This window comes from Methylobacterium terricola (genome assembly GCF_006151805.1).
GTDB classification, from domain to species: domain Bacteria; phylum Pseudomonadota; class Alphaproteobacteria; order Rhizobiales; family Beijerinckiaceae; genus Methylobacterium; species Methylobacterium terricola.
This window is the reverse complement of the sequence record NZ_VDDA01000002.1, coordinates 113,121-129,263: the sequence shown is the minus strand read 5'-3', so window position 1 is coordinate 129,263 and position 16,143 is coordinate 113,121. Positions and strand designations below refer to the sequence as shown.

Below are 16,143 nucleotides of genomic sequence, written 5' to 3'. Positions count from 1 at the left end.
CCCACGAGAGGGGAGGGCTGTTGTCGCCGCGCCAGATATCCTGATCAACCCGAGCGGGAGCGGACATAGTTACTCGGCCGCCTCAAGTTTCACGTCGTTCTCGTTCCCGGGCTCGGCGAACGGGTCGTCCTCGTCAGGCTCTTCACCGGCGACTTTGAGCCGGCCTTCCTTCTGATCCTTCAAGGCGCCCTCAAGGCCCGGATAGGTGCCATCCTCGACAAGCTGGTTCTGGACGCCGACGCGAAGCACCTCGTCGTCAATCAGGCCGGTGTCCTGAAGCGTCTTGAGCGCCGTCGCCTTCTTGGCTGCAATCTCAGCCTTTTCGGCGTCGCTGAGCTGCCAGAGCGGGGCGAAGCGGTAGTGGATCTCCTTGGGCCGATCGCCGAGCGCCGAGCGGATCAGGATCTCATCGAGGCGATCCAAGCGAGGGCGGAAATCGCTCTCCTGCTTGGCGCTGATGTGGTCGTAGTAATTGCGAACGTCACTGTCGCCGGTAGCGTTCAGGCCTGCCGGCGCCTGCCCGAGAAGCCGGGTCGCCGGGATGTCGGCCGCGCCAGCCGCCACTTGAAGATACATACGCAGCAGCTCCGCGAAGTTCGCGAAGTCGATCTGCCGCTGCTCCCACTTCTCCCCCGCCGCGCCGTCACCACCGTCAATCAGCGTGACGTTGTGGATGCTGCGGAGTAGGGCCGCCTCGGCAAAGCGTCGGCTGTAGCGGGCCGTACCCTCCGGGGTCGCGAGGTGCTGTGTCAGGCCCGGCACGGTGATGACGTCGGTCTTGGCGTCCGGCAGGAGGCTCGCGACCGTCTGCTGTGACGAGGCGGCGTTCTGCACCGCGTCGTGGACGATCTGGAGCACTGGGTCTCCCCATCCGCCGCCGATAGCAGAGCCCGCGATCCCGAACGGATCGGGCAGTTCGGCGCCGATGAACCGGATCACCCGGGATGGATGCACATCGATGGGCGCGCCACCGGTGGCGCCCATCTGGTAGATCGACGGCTCGCCGTAATAGGGCGAGAGCGGGTCCCGGACCAAGGTCCCGGCCGAGATGTCGTGCTGCGCGAGGACGTGCAGGTATTTGAGCCCGCCTAGGCCGATGCGGTCCAGCCGAAGTTCGTCTTGCGGGCGTTCATCGTCGGCGCCGATCAGGATTGCAGAGCCGCCATAAAGCCGCGCCCGCTGCTGCGCCAATCCGAACTTCGCCTTCACCTGAAGGCGGCACTCCTCCGCCTCAAGGGCTTCAATCTCCTCACGATCCGCTTGCCACTCGCGCCAGGCGCGGGTCATGTCGAAGGGGATGATGTCGATGATCTTGCGGGCGAGCCAATCACACCGGTAGGCGCTCTCAAGCTCCTGTCGTGTCAGGAACCTCGGGACGAAACGCGCGCCGGTGGCCTTGTCCTTGGCGGTGCCGGAGCCGGTGACGAGGTTGGCGAGGCGGTCAAAGAGGAACATCAGGCCGCTGCGTCACCGTAGAGGTCCATAAGGCCGGCCCCGGGCCGGGGGAGGGGCCAGAACGCCATCACGATCGCATCGGCGATGTTCGGCGACTTCGTGCCCTCGGGCGTCTTGTCGACGACAAGGCGGAGCCGCGCGCCCTGGCTCGCCGTGGCCTGGCTCAACTCCTTTTCGATCTGCCGAAGCTGCGGCAGGTCCGAGGGAAGCGAGATCAGGTCGTCAACCTTCCAGGTGAAGCCCGGCTCGTTGATCGCGCGCCACGTCCGCTCAAACCGCCGCCGCAGCTGCCACCAAGCCTGCGCCTTCAGGTTCGAATAGAAGTCCTTGTTGATCGGCGTGTCCGGGTCGCCGGGCTCAACCCTCTGGTCCGGCCGCAGCACCGCGGCGCCAGCGTTCCAGGGAACCAGATGCAGCGAGCGGGGCATCAGCCCCTCATCCATCAGGCGGTTCGTCTCGGCCTTCACGCCCGCGCCGACGCCGATACAATCGTACTGCAAGGCGATCGGCACAAGCTCCTTGCAGGCTGCGACGGCGCGGCGAGCGGTGACGCCTGTGTCACGCTCGCCCCATTCCTGCGTAACCTTCAGAATGACGCCTTTGCGGAGCGCCAGCGCGTTACGATCGCCACCGCCATCCGCCACGTCCAAACCAGCGCACCAACCACCCGCATCATCGAACCCGAGGCGCTTATGCGCGTCGATCGCCGCCTTCACCCACTCCGACGGGATGATGACGTTCTCGACCGCCGCGGCGTAGTTCCGGTCAACCTCCTGCGCGAAGACGTGCAGCAGGCCGTCGGCCTGAGCCTTCTTCCGTCGAGTCTCGTACCACGCCAGATCCTTAGCCGGGTGGTCGCGCCAGTCGAAGACGAAGACGTTCGTTTTGCCATTCGTGACCGGACCGCTGACCCACTCGACGCCGGCTTCGCGCCGACGATGGAACACGTTGCCTAGGCCGTTGACCGAACTGATGTCGATCTGAACCCTGGTGTTGTCCGCGAGCGCCGCTTCGATCTTCTCGGGCCGCTCGTAGTGGGCGCTCTCATCCTTGAAGTAGATGAGCTTTCGCCCGCCGCGGCCGATGTTGTCGCCGGCTTCGCCCGTGATTGACGCGTCGTTCTCTGGGTTGATGAGCCGCATGTAGGTCATGTGGTCATCGGGGCGGAAGCCCGCCGGCCAAAACTGTCGCGGCAGCCCACGGACGATAATCCGCATTTTCTCAAAAATGCTGTCGGCGTCACCGATACGGTCGACCAGCTGCTCCTTGCGTGAGCCCCAGCCAACCGCGGCGCCCGGCCAGAACAACCAGAGCCAGACCGAGAAGGCACAGCAGACCCAGGTTGCGCCCATATCGCGCGCTTTTTCGACTAACCCGTTTTCTTCCGCCTTGACGCATTCTAGAAGGAAATCAACGAATTGATGCTGCCGAGGGAACATGATGAACGGCAGCTTAGCGGGCAACGCCCCAGACGCATTGCGCGGATCGTAAGTCGTCGCCCAGTGATCAATGAACTCGTGCGGCCTCGTACGATAGAATTCCTTGGCGCCATCAGGATTTTTCCGAAGGGCAAAGAAACGCTTTTGCCGCTGAGCGAATGCCTCCGTATAGTCCGGAGGCCACGCCTTGCTCACTCCAGCCAAGACCAACTCTTTCGTCTCAGAATGTGGCTAATGTTGAGTTGGCTAACACCGAACAGAGCGGCTATTTCGCGCTGAGTATGCCGCCCTTCTAGTGAACGGATCTCACGCACTTCAGCTTCGGTCAGCTTGTTCGTGTTGACCGAACGACCGCGCCTAAGCGTGCCGTGCCCTGCCTTGTCCGCCTCATTCTCAACCTTAGTAGCCCAGCGCAGGTGCGCGGGGCTTACACAGCCAAGATGACCTTTTCCGCACGAGTGCGCCGCTTCGCAGTCAGGATCCGGCGGCTCGCCATGAGCTAAGGCGCACATCACTCGGCCGGCTGTATGCCGGCGACCATCGACCTCTATTTGTGCCCTGCCGTTCGGCGAACGCGAAAAGGGCCACAGCAGGCAGCCGGCCCCGTCGTGGTCAAGATTGGCCTGCATCCACGCTAAGGACGCGCCAGCCGCCGTTTGGGCTCGGCCTCCCGCCTCTGGATCGCCGTGCCTATACCACCGAGTGTAATGGGCGAGACACCAACCCTTCTTCGCGGCGTTCTTGCCGCAGCCCTCAATTGAGCATAAACCGAAGTCAGCCACTCGAACCTCCTGCGTTCGGGCTTGGTCAGAGCCGTCGGCGTGTCGCAAGCACCCGGCGGCTCGTCCATTATAGCCCGAAGCGCAGTGGCTTCAATTCGACTTGCTCAAGTTCTTGGCCTCAAACTCGCGTCCGGCGGCAACGCCTCGCTCAAACATTTCGGCGAGCGCACGCGTGATGCACTCAGAGAAAGTCTGATCAGAAAGGAAGCGCCTCTCTTCGGTCAAGCGGGTTCGGATTTCTTGGAAGGAGGCCGTTTTTAGGCGCTTGGCGTCCATGGTGAACTCTCAGTCGTCGCCGTTGATGGTGCCGGCATAGGCGTCGGCCGCTTCCTTGGGCGACATGTCCTTGGTCACCAGCTCGACAGGCTTGCCGCCTGGACCGCTGACTTCGCGCCGCTCGACGAACATGCCGAGATGCTTCGCAACGTTTTCGAGCGCCTTGGCCTGATCGTGCATCAGGATCTCAAGGCCGTCCTTCGTCCGCTTGGCGCCCTTGTAGAGCAGCTTCGCCGAGCCCTTCAGCTTACGGGTATCGAGCGCGTGGAGCTTGCCCGTGCCTTCGCCGTGACACTCAGGACAATCAGGGTTGGGCTCGCGCTTCGCGTCGAAACCGATACCGCCCTGCGGGTCGATCGGCAGCACCTCCGGCCCGTCGTTCGCTTCAGTCTCTTTCTTGGCGAACTCGGCCGGGGTGAACTGGTAGCCGAAGCCCTCGCCCCAGCAATGTCGGCAGCACTGGCGCCGGTACTGGATGAGCTCGTTCGGGTCAGCCCGACTCAGATCCCACCAATGGTTGAGTACCATATCGGCGGTGATCTGGGTCCGCTCCGACCGCTTAGCTTGCCCTTCGGAGATCGCGGCCTGGACGTCAACATTTGTCAACAGACGATCGGCCTGCGACCGGGCGGTCTTCTCGCTATACCCGGCGCGGATCGCCGCCTGGGTCGCGTTCAGGTCGACAAGGTATTCCTCAACGAACCGGCGCTGTTTGTCATTGAGCGCCATGTGGGCTCTATCCAGTCTTTCGCGTCAGCATCCGCACCCTCAGGCTCTCAGCCTTGTCCTTGAGCGCGTCGGTCATGCGGGCAGTTTGGGCGGCAGCCTCGCGGATATTGCCCGTGCTGGCAGCCTTCACAGCGGCAGCGGCAGCACTTCGGGCCTGAGCGCAGGAGAGGCAGGCCATCGGCTACTTCACTGCCCCTCGGCCCTGCCATTCCCGGCAGGGGCCCATCTTGCAAATTGGGCAGGGGTGGGTGCGGTTGGTGCAGGTCATTCGGGCTTGGGGCCGACGTACTGCTTGTAGGCGGCGACCCAATCGGTGCGGATTGCGGTCTGCGCGGCAGTCAGGTCGAGTCGACCGGCGCAGACCAGCTTATGCAACCGGTTTTCAAGGGCATCCTTATCGTGAGCGTTCCATTCTCCAACGAAAGGTTCGGGCCAGAGGTTGGTGATGTCATTCGACCCGCCCAGTTCGAGGCTGACGAGGTGATCAACCTCGCACCCTTCCTCGCTGTTGCACCAATCGGCGCGGTTCGAAGTCAGGCCATACCGACGGTAAACCGCCTGCTTCTCAGCGCCAGAGACGTTCCGCACGTCCGCAGTGTGCTTGGCCTTGTCGCAGATCTCGGCGGTATCAGCCGTCCGCACGGCGCCTGGCGTCAGAACCGGATCAGGACGCGTGCCAGTAGGGTCAATCGCCCATGCGGGAGAGGCGGACAAAAGCGCTGCAAGAGCGAGGATGGTGCGGGACATGACGCTAGATACGTCCCATGTGCAGCAGAACCACCAGCACAAAAATCAGGATACCCCCGATGCTCCATCCGCCTGTGCGGTAGGGGTAGGCGCCTGAGGGGCCGGCGTAGAAGCCGCCACCGAACAGTAGGCCGATCACGAGCACGATGAGGACGATCTTTAGGAGCGGATCCATATGGGTCCTCAGTCGGCCGCTGGCGGCTTAATCAGGGTAGCTTCTGTCTCGCCGTACCGGCTCGTTACGACCCACTGCTTGCCGCAAGTGGCGCAGCTTGCATTCCAGGTCGTAATATTAGGATCGCCCTTGTCCACGCGATTGCCGTTTCGATCGTAAGTCGGCTGCCAACCCAACAGCGTAGAGCGGCCACCCCACTCCGAAATCCGGCAATCCTGACGGGCGCAGTCCTTCGTCATCGCGGCCACGCTGCCACTGGCGGCCGAGGCTAGCGATGCGACAGCTGGCACTAGATAGGCGCTGGAGACGGCGAGAAGGATATCGCGGCGGTTCATGCTCTAGCCTGCGTTCGGCCGCTGGCGGGGCTGTAATGGGATCTGAGGGGCTACGCGCCAAACCTGCGGACCCGCGGAAGGATCTCGGACTGCGCGGCATTCTCGCGAGCCCAGTCGAGGCCCTTCCAGTCTCGGCAGAAAGGGTTCGACCGTACGAACATGCAGGTCGAGCCGTTGGGGTGGATGTATCGATCCACGATGTAGAAGCCGAGGATGCTCATGGCCGCTGGCGGGGCTGTGTGGAGACGGGAAGAGCTATCGAGTAATCAGCAGCCCTAGGGACGTCAGCATCAGGACCAGGACGCCTAGGGCTAACCCGAGGCCTGCGCCTGTGAGGAGAGCCCGAGTAAGGGGGAGCATCAGGGCGACTCCGGAGCCGGGGAAAGCGGCGTCACATCCCAGCCACGGCGCCGAAGGCGATCAATCATGGACTGTGCGTCGGCTTGATAACCGGTGAAGTGACCGCCGGGCTCGTCAAGGATCGTCACGGCACCTTTGCCAGCACGGTACTCACCTCGCTTGCCGTCGATGCTGGCCCAGCTATCGGCAAGAGCGTCGATGGCATCGGCGAACTGGTAGGTCATACAGGCGGCTCCGGAGCCGGATTGTGAAGGCCAAGTTCCAAATCAGATGTACGGGCTCCCGTACACCAAGGCCCTCGCCGCCTGATTAAGTGACCCCGTCGTAAGACGCCCTGTGCTCAGGGCTCGTGAGGCGCTTCCGTGGAGAGGCGTCGGGGGTTCTGAGCTTGCTCCGCCTTCATGGCGCGCATTGCTGCCGCGTTTGCGCGCAGGGCAGCCTTGAATTGAGGGCTGGCGAGCCAAGCCGGAAGGTTTCCAAACGGACCAAAATACCGCTTGGTCATCTTACTCTCCCCAGCCACTTGGCTATCTCGCTGCGCGTGGACCACCTTGCGGTGGCGGGTCGAGGCTATCGGGCCGTGGAGCCCTCAGGGGATCTGTCCTCGAAACTCAAACTTCAATCGCCTGAAACGCTCGCCGCTCCTGCATCGTGGACTCTCCGAACCATCGCCGCGGGTTGCCGCAGCACCAGCCGGAGCAGTGAGCAAGGTGGTTCGCCAGGCGCTCGCAACTCGTGGGATCGGCGGGATTGAACCGGCCGTAAACCCGAATGACCTTGGCCTTCATCCGGCCGAGGTGATGGCGCCGCACTCCGCGGTGAAACTTCTCCAAGGGACCCTCTGACGCCGGCTCCGATCCCAGGCGCCCGCGCGCCCTATTCGCGGGGATCAGAGCCGAGGCGTCTTGGCGTTCGCGATTTTCATCAGAGCCCCGATCTCGAATTGGATATGCGGCGCCCCGAAGGGCCTTCCCACTTGCATGGTATCCCCGGCAATAGCCTGGGACCGCTCTAGCAGGAACCCCGATACCGAGGCCCTGAATGCCTCTGCGTGCAAGCGCTGAGGCGGTCTCTAAAACTGGCAGACCACTGCCCTGAGGATAAGCGCCCACCGCGGCAGGGTGCAGTGAACGTCGGCTCGGGAGAGCACTCCCGACTGGATCGACGCGGCCGTGGCTTCGGGCGCTACCCGGCGGACGGCTGATTAAGCCCCACCTCCGGGGCGCCGCATCGAACTCTATCGGTGTGGGCCGGGCGTTTCGGAGCTAACGCTAGCCCGGCGCAGATCACTGGGTACTAGGGGAGGGGTTCTCCGACAAACGCCGACATCACCCGAGATTTGCCAGATCAACCGCCGCCCGCGAACGGGCCCCACACCGAACTCTGAATTTGGGGCGAGCTAGCTCATCTGCCGAGGGCTGATCAGCTTGTCTTAACCGTAGCCCTCGCCCAGCTACGGAGCACCAGTCGCTCTGTACATCCCCAACCGGCGACAGGCCCAGAAGGGGACATTCTATCGGTGTGGACCGGGCTTGATACCGGCTTGCCCCAATCGGACCTCAGAGAGGGCGCCGGTCTACGAGGGCTTCCCCCGGCGATTATCCGACTATCCCGCGTCAGGTGCGAAGCGGGACACCCCGCAGCCTAATCCGCTTGCCCGTCCTTCCGGGCTGCCACACCGAACTTGGTTGCAGAGGCCGGACTTGCACCGGCGGCCTTCTGGTTATGAGCCAGACGAGCTAGCTGCTGCTCCACTCTGCAAAACTGGATCTCGCGACTGGTTTCGAACCAGTATCTTCAGAGCCAAAATCTGACATCCTACCGTTAGACGACGCGAGAGCGTCTAACGTTGTCGATGGTGCTGGCGGGGCGGATTTGAACCCCCGACCTGATGCTTACAAGGCAACTGCTCTACCCCTGAGCTACGCCAGCAAAAGCTAGCGTGTGGTCGTTCGAGCAACGAAATGGTCAGGGCGACTGGCGTCGAACCAGCGATCTCCTGCTTCCAAGGCAGGCGGGATGACCACCTTCCCCACGCCCTGATAGGCGGAGGGTCGCGGTCGATCTGAACTCGCGCCCGACATAGGAAACTCCTGAACCTCTCTCTGCCTCGGCGCGTCGTCGCTGCTCGGGGCGAATTCCATAGCTTCGCCAGCGCAAAACCGGCTTGGATCACCTGCGATCCTCAATCCGGCTTCGCGATCCGCCCGTGCCTCCGGCGTTCTGGGCGGCGCGCCCGGGTCTCGGCAAATGCCGTAGCTCAGCAGGCGCCCTGATCGTGCGCGCTAAACTACAGCATCCGTCTGAGGGATCAAGGGGCCGCGGACACGATTTTCTCCACTACCCGAGCGACGCGACAGGTTTTCCACGTCAGCAATCGGCATCACCATCAGCGTTTCGCGTCCAAACACGTTGATCCACACGCGCGCCTTTTCCGCGGTAGAGTCCTCGTCTGCTCGGCCCTCATACGTCGCGAAGGCGCCGTCGATGATCCTGACCATCTCACCGGCCTCGACCTTGGGACGGCTCAACTCTTTCTCGCCTTGCTCTAAGAGCGGGCGCTTCCTCTCGTCGTACCAGCCCTCACGCTCATGGTTGGCGATCTTAGCCAGTTCATCGACCCGCATCAGCATCGGCTTGCCTTGGTTCGACACGATGCCGACGATGCCGAGCTTGTTACGGCCGAAGGCGTCGCGCTCGCGCAGCGGCCACCACGGGTCGTCGTCGTGCATGCCGATGAACACGTAGCGGACGAAGAACGGCCGCTGCACCTCGCGCTTGGCCTTCTGCTGCTGCCGGCTATAGGGCACCCAGATCGTCTCTGCGGGGCTGTAGGCGGCATATCCGAGCTTGCGCAGGCCGAGGCAGCATTTGCGCTCGGTCTGGGCCATGACGGTCAGGGCGTACCAGCGCCGGCCCTCAGCATCGCGCGTGATGGCGGGCGTGCCCAACGCACCCTTCGGCAGCTTCCGCGGAGCGCCAGGAGTGATCTCCGGCGCCTCCATGCGGTCCTCTTCCGCCAAGGGCTTGTCCTCAACGATCTTCACCTTCGTAGGCAAGCGGCCATAGTGGACCGGAGTGGCCTGAGCCTTGATCGCACGTCCGCTAGCGTTCTTGGCGAACATCGTCCTTGTCTCCTACGCTACGCTGAGAGGGGAGAGGGCCGGGAGAGATCCCGGCCGCTCAAGATCAATCGGGCTGTGACTTAACCTCAGCGCGCAAGATCGCTTCACGCATTGCGATCATCGAGCGCACGTCATCCATTGCCCACGCCCACTGTGGTTTGGTCATCAGGAGCTTGCCAAAATAAGGGGGCCGATCAGCGTGAGGGTGCTTGCGCGAAATGGTCTCGTTGGGATCAATGCCCATTAAGTCGCAATATTCGCGGGATGCTCGCTCCAACTGTTTTTCGTCAAGTTTCATCACGCCACCAGCCGCGGCTTGCGCCCGCGCTTCTGTCCAAGGCCAGAACCCTTTGCGAGTTCAGAGCGTTGAGCCGAATATGAAGACGCTGTGATGGGATATTCGTAGCCCAGGCCGTACTTCTCCCGATACTGCTCAGGCGTCAGGCCGTGCCGCTTGAGATGACGGCGGAGCGTTTTATACCGCTTCCCATCGACGAAGCTGACGAGGTAGTCAGGGGTGATGCTCTTGCGGATGGCGGCAGGTGAGACGGTGTGGTCCACGACGGGCTCTGCCGGCGGCGTTGTCAGGCCGTCCAACGAGGCGTAGACGCCACTGATCAGCGCAGGGACCTCGCTCAGCGGAACGCTACTCTTCGCCACGTAGGCGGTGACGATCTCGGCGGTGAGGGCGATCAGATCGTGCTTGGTGGTCTCGGTTGTCATGGTGTCTTCTCCTCAGGGTGAAGGGGTTAGGCAACGGAAACAGCGACTATCCAATTGGGATTTCCAGTCAGGAGGAAACTATCGATTGCTCTGACAGCCATCTCAGGTGTAATTTTGTCCCAAAGCCCGCCTATATCGTTATCAAGTTCCTCAAGCTCTCTCGGGAAAAATAGTGGGCTGAGAACGTGATCAAACTCCCTACGATTAACGTAGTCGCCGGCGGTAATAGCCTCTTCGCGAGTCAGCACGAATACGCCGTCACTGGATGGAACACCCTGCATCAGCAAAGACATATGCCCGCCGATGCAACAGGCCGCTCCGCAATCCCAGCGCTTGGCTTGATAGTTCATGTTAAACCCAGCCATGCCTTCCCCTGGCGCGTGGCCGATCTTAGCCTCCGCCAGCATCCGGCGTGTCTGTATCAACGCGTTCAGCTCTTCTTCGCTAAGGCCAAGCCTCTTCGCAGACAGGATCGCGCTTTCGTCGAGCATCGCAGACATCGTACTGTCTCCTCAGGGTGAAGGGGGTTAGCGCCGGAAGCCCCGAAGGGCCTCGCTGATCCGGCCGATGTTGACGCCGTGCATCGTGGCGATGACGGAGTAGGGCTGGCTGGGGTTGAGCCTGGCGTAATCCTGGATCTTCGCCTCAAGCTCTGGTGTCATTCTTGCAGAGACAGGCTTCGCTTTGCGAACCGGACGGCGCCTGCGGAGATGATCCGCTAGGCTCGCAAGCTCTGGATCCGAATGCTCTGCGACCTTCTCGCGGAGACGGTCAGCGACCTCGGGGACGCGCATGTCAGGCATCCTGCCGAAGGCGGATGCCGCGCTCGGCGGCATAGCGCTGGTTGCTCTCGCGGAGGGACTGAGAGACGGTCAGGCCATCAGCCGAAACGGGCAGGTCAATGCCGGCGGCGGCGAGCCTGGCGTGCTCCTTCAGCTTCTCGCGCTGGTTCGTCTCGCGCAACGCTTCGACCTGAAGATTGCGCGGGCTGTCGGCGCCGTTAGTGTTCAGGATCTCGCGCTTCAGCGTTTCCCAATGAGCCAGAGCCGCCTTGCGCTCGTCTTCGGTTGTGTCGGTGTCAACGATCGTTGCGTTGAGGATCAGGTTGAGGCGGTGAAGCTCCTCCTCAACGTCCAGCATCATGTGCCGGCTCTCGCCCACCAACTGCGCCGAAGACGGACAGGACTTGAAGTCCCACAGAACCTTAGCCTGTCCCTTGGAGAACCGCTTGCGAGCAGCCTCGATGGCCCATGTAGGAATGCTGTCGAGGGCTTCGACGTAGAGTGCGATCGTCTGGCGCGCGGCATTGGCGTCCATGCCGTAGCTCGGGAAAGTCGCTAGCAGCTTCGCCACCTCGGCCGCCGCAGAGCGAGGATCAGCTCGGAGCGAGGCGCGTAATTCCTCGCGCCGATCCTCAAGCGCGTCTTGATCAGTACCAGTCGGAGCCAACGACGCGGAGATGACGCGGCCCCGAAAATCGCTCGGGTTCTCTTCGAGCCGGTTCGTGTAGACCGCCGTTAGATCCGCCATCTGCCGAGTCAGCGGCGAGGGAGCCAAAGTCGAGGTCTGAACCTTCGTCGTGATGCTGGTCATGCCCGTACCCCATGAACTCGGCTAGAACTTGGTGGGTGCCTTGTCTGCTGAAGCCGCCCGGACTTGCTCGCGGCGCAGCGCTTCGGTTTTCGGGCTGGCCGCGGATCAGGCGCATCACGAGCGGCCTAGGATCGCCTGAGCCCCGCCGGATGGCTTCCGTTACTGCCCAAAGGACGCGGCCGTGGTCGTTGCCGCTGATTTTGAGAGCCTGACCGATGACGCTGCCGGCCTCGCGCTCCGAGACCCCGTTGCCCATCATGCCGGCCTTGCCTTCGATCCAGAGCTGATCGACCAAAGACAGCGGCAAAGGCACGTCCGGCGAAGCCGGGCTGCCCGATGCGTTAGCATCGGAACCGTTCGGATGGGGGTTCTCTGGTAGTTCAGTTGGTAGTTTCCCGGCAACTGCTGCCGGTTGGTTTGACGCCATTTGCCGGTTGATACGACGTGATTTGCCGGTTGGTTTGACGCCATTTGCCGGTTGATGATCAGCCGGAAGCTCTTGCCGCTTGCTATCAGCCGGCAACTCCTTCCGGCTGTCGAAATCGAGCTGAAGGTGCAGAATGTCGGTGCCGCGCGTGCCGTCGTCGCGCCTGCGGATCTGGCGGACCAAAAACCCAAGCTTGACGAGATCGCCAATGGCTGTGCGGACACTCCGCTCGCTAAGCTCGGTCTCGTCGGCGATGCGCTCCTGAGAGGGCCAAGCGCGGGCGCGCTCGTCGGCATAGTCCGCGAGGACCATGAGAACGGCCTTGCGGGTAGGGCTATCTGTCCGCTGGCGTTTAGCCCAGCGCAAGGCGTCGATACTCAAGCCTCCGCGCTCCTCTGCTCAGACTGAAAAATGTACGCGGTAAGTATTGCCACAAGCCTAATTTGACCGTATGCAGCAGAGATAGTCGCACAAAAGCGGTCGATTGCTGTTAAGCAAGAGGTCATGCAGCTTCGCTCCCCTGCCTGTCATCTTTATCGACAGCGTTCTCTGCCCACGCTAAGCATTCAGCATCGAAGCAGGCCCAGATCGCCTCGTCTCGGACATGCGCCCAACCGGGGCGCTTGAAGCCCCGTGAAGCGCCGGCAACACCGCAGTGACCGCAGAAATGCTCGTCGTGCTGCGCGATCTGTTCCAGCCGCTGTGCCGCACGCTCTTCCCGCGCAAACACCTGATGCGGCATGTGCGTGAGTTTGGGGCGGCGGAAGGCGGCAGACATCGGTGTCAGACCTGCGCGGCAACGAAGGTCTGGGAGCTTTCGGCGCCGAACAGCCCGTCGGCTTGCGGAACGAGCCAACCTGATCCGATGGCCGCCTCGGCGCTCTTCGGGCCGCAGGAGCGACCGGAGGGCTCGAAAGCGAACAGCGTCTCGCCTTCACCTGTTTCCTTCATGCGGAAGGTACGGCAGAGCATCTGCCCCGATCGCACGTTGTTGATGATCCGCTGAACGCGGACAGGCAGATCCTGAACGGCCACGCGCTTGCTCATCTTCGGTCTCCATTTGCGGGATCAAACGGGTTGCCGGAGCGCGGCACATGCCCCAGCGCTCAAGCACGATGATCGGCTCGTCACGGCCCCAGGTGACCTCGACCTCGAACCCGAGGGAGCGCAGCAGGGCGTGGCAGGAGCGCTGTTCGTCGCTCAGCTTGCCGTCGTCGGCCTTGAACTCCAGAAAACGGACCTTGCCCGGCTCAGGCCCGAAGCAGCCCCAGTCCGGTGCGCCCGGAAGCATTCCCTGGGCGATGTGGTCCAGCACCACGAAGCGGTTGCGCCGATCGGCCCCCTCGTTCGGGATGCTGATGATCGCGGTGCCCGGCGTGCGCAGGAGTTTCCAGTGCGTGAAGGTCGCCCGGCGGATCGCGGCCTCGGAGAGGCGATAGGTGCGCTTCGCGGTCATGCCTGCGGGCTCCGCAGGTAGGCCTCAACGGCTCGTGCGATGTAGGCCGCGGGCGGTATGCCCTCGCGGTCGGCTGCGATGCGCAGAACGGTGTCAACGTCGTCAGGCAGCGACACCGCGTGCGCCTGCCTGATCACCTCGATCGCGCGGGCGCGATGCTGGAGGCGGCGGATGTAACCGCGCTCCTCAAGGAGACCAACCATGCGATGAACGCCGGACTTGCTGTGAAGCCCAAGGTGCACCCGCATGTCATCGAACGATGGGGCTATCCCCTCGTTGCGCTCGATGAAACCGCTGATGTAGTCCAGCAGCACGCGCAGATTGGGGGTGAGGCCATATCGCCCGCTAGAACCATTCGCGGTGCTCATCGTCCGGCTCCGCTAGCCAGACGCCGAATTCGGTCACCGAGTACCCGAGCGCGATCAGCATCTTGCCCAGACGAGAGCGCAGCCACTCGGGACATGCGCTGTGCAAGCGCCTCAAAATCGGACGCGATGCTTTCCAACTCATACGACGCTTCCTTCTCGCGACGGATCTTGGCCGCGCGGATAGCCTCAAGTTCGTGAGCGTCGATGCGGCGGGCCTTGCCGTACCAGATGCCCCAGGCGCGAGCGTAGGACAGCCCGGCGGCGCGAGCCGCCCGGTTAATCTGCGCCTTGATCTTATCTCCAGCCGGAATGGGCTCAGCGAGCTGTTTCAGCCCCTCGGCGGCTTCGAACGCTAAGGAGGTCATGCGACCCTGCCACGAGTTTTGGCACACCTGACATCACTCCTGTGGTGTTCTTTGATCACCACAGCGGGAGCAGACTGATGCGCAGGACTGGAGGACTTGCGGTGTCCCGCCGATACGAAGTCGATGATGCCCGACCAGAGCTTGCGAGGCCGAGAGGTCGGGTTGTGTTCACCGCCAACGGCGCCGGTCTTGCAGGACCGGACGCCGGCGGCGTGGCACGACGAGGACGCGTGACTTTCTGCCGTCCTGACAACTACCTCGCCGCCATTCTCAAGCGCCGAGATAACATCCATGATTTCGGGGTAAGCCGCCATGCGAACGACAACCGCATGGGCATCCGCGAGCAACTGCGCGTGCTCGGCGTGTTCGTTCACCGCGTAGGCAAGGCCCTGGTGGCTGTAGCTTTCGCAAAGGCCCACGGGGACCGATAGGCGAGCCGCCAGGATGTCGAGGTTGCCAGCGACGCGACCAGCATCCCGAGCCCCACGCTCTAGACGGCGAGCGAGATGCAGAAGACCGGCGGCGCGATCCTCAGAAGGGTCACCCAGCCGTCGTGAGTGCACATCTGGCACCGGCCGTCCGACAACAGGATACGATAGCGAGGCTTGCGCATGGTCCATCTCCGCAGCGGAAGAGGGGTGGCGCCCGGGAGCCAACAGGTCGGAAGGCTCACCGGGCGCATCGTCGCCGGCATGGCGAGCGATCTCGGCGAAGGGGGTGCGCCCGGCCGGGGCACGAGGGGGGCTTGCGCAAGGGCGGCCGGGCGCGTCTCGATCAGCAGCAAGGCTGTTGGGCTGCCGATCGAAAGGGGAGAAACGGTATGTCGGGGCGACCATCGCTCACGCCCCCTGCTGGCGGACGTGGCGAGCGCGAACAGCCGAGATAATGGCCTCGTAGCCGAGACCCGTCCGGCTCTTGACCTCATCCATTGTGAGGCCCGCCCAATGCAGAAAGGCAGCACGAACTTCCGGATCTTTGTATCCAGGCTGAGGGCCGCGGCAGAGATCAGGAGCCCGACGCCTGATCGTTTCGACGCAAACCCCGTGCTTTCTTGCAACTGCGACGATAGTGCCGAGAGCCGCGAAGTCAGCGCGGATGCGCGCCATGGAAAGGGAGCGTTCCGACATCGCTCAGAAGCCGCTCTGCATGGCAGCAGCGATGCGGCCGTTGACGCGATCGGGAGCGAGGGCCGGCGACCACTCGGTCGCAAATCTGAACCCGATCTCGGCGAGAAGCGCAGCCTTCTCCGGCGTCAACCGCATCTGAGCGGTGTTCGGGCCGCCGTCATTAATCTCGACCATCAGCGAGCCGTCAGGCTGGCGATCCAGGCGCATCATCGCCCTGACGTGTCCGTCCTCGGACAATTCGGAGATCACGTCAGCCATGGCTCAGCGCTCCTGCGTGAGGATGTGGATGGGACCGTTGAGGGGATTGGGCTGGCGCGTCAGTGGGCGCTCTGCCTCAACCGCGTAGACGATCGAGACGGCAAGCACGCCGAGCCATGTGGCCCATATGAAAGGGGCGCGAGCGCTCATGCCGCCGCCCCTGTCTGCTGGTCGCGCAAAGGACGGCGGCATTCTACATGCTCGCGCGGAAGAAAATCGCCAGCAGTCATCGGCACATCCTTCAGTCGCGCAAAATCTAGCAACCTCACGTGATGCTTTTGCGGAATGGTGCCGTTCGTGCCGGACCGCTGTGTGCGACTGAACGGCCGCATCCAAGCCCAGACACGACTACGATGGAGACCAAGGTGATCCGCTACCGCGTCAATCCCACCCAACTTTTGGA

21 protein-coding genes and 4 tRNA genes are annotated in these 16,143 nt (G+C 62.9%); 1 reads left to right on the top strand and 24 read right to left on the bottom strand.

What is annotated here, in order from left to right; genetic code table 11:
* Nucleotides 1-69: 69 nt before the first annotated feature.
* The 23 genes from FF100_RS04805 to FF100_RS04700 all read right to left on the bottom strand — a co-directional run bounded on the left by FF100_RS04805 (nt 70) and on the right by FF100_RS04700 (nt 14,355).
* Nucleotides 70-1,455: a DUF1073 domain-containing protein gene (locus tag FF100_RS04805; RefSeq protein ID WP_139034439.1), complete on the bottom strand. Its 1,386-nt coding sequence runs from the start codon at nt 1,453-1,455 to the stop codon at nt 70-72.
* The gene (locus FF100_RS04800) at nt 1,455-3,098 is read right to left on the bottom strand and encodes a TerL protein (protein ID WP_171070051.1); all 1,644 of its coding nucleotides are present in this window, start codon (nt 3,096-3,098) and stop codon (nt 1,455-1,457) included. Before FF100_RS04800 ends, FF100_RS04805 begins: the two co-directional genes overlap by 1 nt.
* Nucleotides 3,099-3,766: 668 nt before the next feature.
* A complete protein-coding gene (locus FF100_RS04795; protein WP_139034437.1) occupies nt 3,767-3,952 on the bottom strand; it encodes a hypothetical protein in 186 nt (61 codons plus the stop codon).
* 9 nt (nt 3,953-3,961) lie between these two features.
* Nucleotides 3,962-4,681, bottom strand: a complete 720-nt coding sequence (locus FF100_RS04790) for a terminase small subunit (RefSeq protein WP_139034436.1) — start codon at nt 4,679-4,681, stop codon at nt 3,962-3,964.
* A gap of 264 nt (nt 4,682-4,945) precedes the next feature.
* Nucleotides 4,946-5,428, bottom strand: coding sequence for an HNH endonuclease signature motif containing protein (locus FF100_RS04785; protein WP_139034435.1), 483 nt, complete (start codon nt 5,426-5,428; stop codon nt 4,946-4,948).
* Nucleotides 5,429-5,432: 4 nt separating this feature from the next.
* On the bottom strand, nt 5,433-5,603 hold the full coding sequence (locus FF100_RS04780; protein ID WP_139034434.1) for a DUF3309 domain-containing protein: 171 nt from the start codon (nt 5,601-5,603) through the stop codon (nt 5,433-5,435).
* 694 nt (nt 5,604-6,297) lie between these two features.
* Nucleotides 6,298-6,522 carry a hypothetical protein gene (locus FF100_RS04775; protein ID WP_139034433.1) on the bottom strand — a complete coding sequence of 75 codons (225 nt, stop codon included), beginning with the start codon at nt 6,520-6,522 and terminating at the stop codon, nt 6,298-6,300.
* A 1,461-nt stretch (nt 6,523-7,983) separates the two neighbouring features.
* Nucleotides 7,984-8,059: transfer RNA gene (locus FF100_RS04770), tRNA-Met, on the bottom strand.
* Nucleotides 8,060-8,063: 4 nt separating this feature from the next.
* A tRNA-Gln gene (locus FF100_RS04765) sits at nt 8,064-8,137 on the bottom strand.
* A 17-nt stretch (nt 8,138-8,154) separates the two neighbouring features.
* A tRNA-Thr gene (locus tag FF100_RS04760) sits at nt 8,155-8,230 on the bottom strand.
* A 33-nt stretch (nt 8,231-8,263) separates the two neighbouring features.
* Nucleotides 8,264-8,340: transfer RNA gene (locus FF100_RS04755), tRNA-Pro, on the bottom strand.
* Between the two features lie 243 nt (nt 8,341-8,583).
* Nucleotides 8,584-9,423 (bottom strand): transcription termination/antitermination protein NusG, encoded by an 840-nt coding sequence (gene nusG, locus FF100_RS04750; protein WP_139034432.1) that lies wholly within the window; start codon nt 9,421-9,423, stop codon nt 8,584-8,586.
* A 64-nt stretch (nt 9,424-9,487) separates the two neighbouring features.
* Complete coding sequence (locus tag FF100_RS04745) at nt 9,488-9,721, bottom strand: hypothetical protein (RefSeq protein ID WP_139034431.1); 234 nt, start codon at nt 9,719-9,721, stop codon at nt 9,488-9,490.
* The gene (locus FF100_RS04740; RefSeq protein ID WP_139034430.1) at nt 9,721-10,146 is read right to left on the bottom strand and encodes a Ros/MucR family transcriptional regulator; all 426 of its coding nucleotides are present in this window, start codon (nt 10,144-10,146) and stop codon (nt 9,721-9,723) included. The genes FF100_RS04745 and FF100_RS04740 overlap by 1 nt, the downstream gene beginning before the upstream one ends.
* A 26-nt stretch (nt 10,147-10,172) precedes the next feature.
* Nucleotides 10,173-10,646, bottom strand: coding sequence for a hypothetical protein (locus FF100_RS04735; protein WP_139034429.1), 474 nt, complete (start codon nt 10,644-10,646; stop codon nt 10,173-10,175).
* A gap of 27 nt (nt 10,647-10,673) precedes the next feature.
* Nucleotides 10,674-10,808 carry a hypothetical protein gene (locus FF100_RS38300; protein WP_281287256.1) on the bottom strand — a complete coding sequence of 45 codons (135 nt, stop codon included), beginning with the start codon at nt 10,806-10,808 and terminating at the stop codon, nt 10,674-10,676.
* A gap of 133 nt (nt 10,809-10,941) precedes the next feature.
* The gene (locus FF100_RS04730) at nt 10,942-11,463 is read right to left on the bottom strand and encodes a hypothetical protein (RefSeq protein ID WP_139034428.1); all 522 of its coding nucleotides are present in this window, start codon (nt 11,461-11,463) and stop codon (nt 10,942-10,944) included.
* A 112-nt stretch (nt 11,464-11,575) separates the two neighbouring features.
* On the bottom strand, nt 11,576-12,547 hold the full coding sequence (locus FF100_RS04725; RefSeq protein ID WP_139034427.1) for a helix-turn-helix domain-containing protein: 972 nt from the start codon (nt 12,545-12,547) through the stop codon (nt 11,576-11,578).
* A 121-nt stretch (nt 12,548-12,668) separates the two neighbouring features.
* Nucleotides 12,669-12,944: a hypothetical protein gene (locus FF100_RS04720; protein ID WP_139034426.1), complete on the bottom strand. Its 276-nt coding sequence runs from the start codon at nt 12,942-12,944 to the stop codon at nt 12,669-12,671.
* Between the two features lie 5 nt (nt 12,945-12,949).
* The gene (locus FF100_RS04715; RefSeq protein WP_139034425.1) at nt 12,950-13,138 is read right to left on the bottom strand and encodes a hypothetical protein; all 189 of its coding nucleotides are present in this window, start codon (nt 13,136-13,138) and stop codon (nt 12,950-12,952) included.
* Complete coding sequence (locus FF100_RS04710) at nt 13,101-13,622, bottom strand: VRR-NUC domain-containing protein (protein WP_139034424.1); 522 nt, start codon at nt 13,620-13,622, stop codon at nt 13,101-13,103. The genes FF100_RS04715 and FF100_RS04710 overlap by 38 nt, the downstream gene beginning before the upstream one ends.
* The gene (locus tag FF100_RS04705) at nt 13,619-13,990 is read right to left on the bottom strand and encodes a LexA family protein (RefSeq protein WP_139034423.1); all 372 of its coding nucleotides are present in this window, start codon (nt 13,988-13,990) and stop codon (nt 13,619-13,621) included. The genes FF100_RS04710 and FF100_RS04705 overlap by 4 nt, the downstream gene beginning before the upstream one ends.
* Complete coding sequence (locus FF100_RS04700; protein WP_139034422.1) at nt 13,987-14,355, bottom strand: hypothetical protein; 369 nt, start codon at nt 14,353-14,355, stop codon at nt 13,987-13,989. Before FF100_RS04700 ends, FF100_RS04705 begins: the two co-directional genes overlap by 4 nt.
* A gap of 164 nt (nt 14,356-14,519) precedes the next feature.
* Here FF100_RS04700 and FF100_RS04695 point away from each other — a divergent pair, with 164 nt between their 5' ends.
* Nucleotides 14,520-14,786: a hypothetical protein gene (locus FF100_RS04695; protein ID WP_139034421.1), complete on the top strand. Its 267-nt coding sequence runs from the start codon at nt 14,520-14,522 to the stop codon at nt 14,784-14,786.
* A 699-nt stretch (nt 14,787-15,485) separates the two neighbouring features.
* On the opposite strand, the gene FF100_RS04690 is transcribed toward FF100_RS04695, so the two are convergent.
* Complete coding sequence (locus FF100_RS04690) at nt 15,486-15,740, bottom strand: hypothetical protein (protein ID WP_139034420.1); 255 nt, start codon at nt 15,738-15,740, stop codon at nt 15,486-15,488.
* Nucleotides 15,741-16,143 lie beyond the last annotated feature (403 nt).

Excerpts from the sequence above, each read along its gene's own strand:
- FF100_RS04805 (WP_139034439.1), bottom strand. The coding sequence starts at position 1,455 with ATGTTCCTCTTTGACCGCCTCGCCAACCTCGTCACCGGCTCCGGCACC.
- FF100_RS04795 (WP_139034437.1), bottom strand. The coding sequence starts at position 3,952 with ATGGACGCCAAGCGCCTAAAAACGGCCTCCTTCCAAGAAATCCGAACC.
- FF100_RS04790 (WP_139034436.1), bottom strand. The coding sequence starts at position 4,681 with ATGGCGCTCAATGACAAACAGCGCCGGTTCGTTGAGGAATACCTTGTC.
- FF100_RS04785 (WP_139034435.1), bottom strand. The coding sequence starts at position 5,428 with ATGTCCCGCACCATCCTCGCTCTTGCAGCGCTTTTGTCCGCCTCTCCC.
- FF100_RS04780 (WP_139034434.1), bottom strand. The coding sequence starts at position 5,603 with ATGGATCCGCTCCTAAAGATCGTCCTCATCGTGCTCGTGATCGGCCTA.
- FF100_RS04775 (WP_139034433.1), bottom strand. The coding sequence starts at position 6,522 with ATGACCTACCAGTTCGCCGATGCCATCGACGCTCTTGCCGATAGCTGG.
- nusG (WP_139034432.1), bottom strand. The coding sequence starts at position 9,423 with ATGTTCGCCAAGAACGCTAGCGGACGTGCGATCAAGGCTCAGGCCACT.
- FF100_RS04745 (WP_139034431.1), bottom strand. The coding sequence starts at position 9,721 with ATGAAACTTGACGAAAAACAGTTGGAGCGAGCATCCCGCGAATATTGC.
- FF100_RS04740 (WP_139034430.1), bottom strand. The coding sequence starts at position 10,146 with ATGACAACCGAGACCACCAAGCACGATCTGATCGCCCTCACCGCCGAG.
- FF100_RS04735 (WP_139034429.1), bottom strand. The coding sequence starts at position 10,646 with ATGTCTGCGATGCTCGACGAAAGCGCGATCCTGTCTGCGAAGAGGCTT.
- FF100_RS38300 (WP_281287256.1), bottom strand. The coding sequence starts at position 10,808 with ATGACACCAGAGCTTGAGGCGAAGATCCAGGATTACGCCAGGCTCAAC.
- FF100_RS04730 (WP_139034428.1), bottom strand. The coding sequence starts at position 11,463 with ATGGACGCCAATGCCGCGCGCCAGACGATCGCACTCTACGTCGAAGCC.
- FF100_RS04720 (WP_139034426.1), bottom strand. The coding sequence starts at position 12,944 with ATGTCTGCCGCCTTCCGCCGCCCCAAACTCACGCACATGCCGCATCAG.
- FF100_RS04715 (WP_139034425.1), bottom strand. The coding sequence starts at position 13,138 with ATGCTCTGCCGTACCTTCCGCATGAAGGAAACAGGTGAAGGCGAGACG.
- FF100_RS04710 (WP_139034424.1), bottom strand. The coding sequence starts at position 13,622 with ATGACCGCGAAGCGCACCTATCGCCTCTCCGAGGCCGCGATCCGCCGG.
- FF100_RS04705 (WP_139034423.1), bottom strand. The coding sequence starts at position 13,990 with ATGAGCACCGCGAATGGTTCTAGCGGGCGATATGGCCTCACCCCCAAT.
- FF100_RS04700 (WP_139034422.1), bottom strand. The coding sequence starts at position 14,355 with ATGACCTCCTTAGCGTTCGAAGCCGCCGAGGGGCTGAAACAGCTCGCT.
- FF100_RS04690 (WP_139034420.1), bottom strand. The coding sequence starts at position 15,740 with ATGGCTGACGTGATCTCCGAATTGTCCGAGGACGGACACGTCAGGGCG.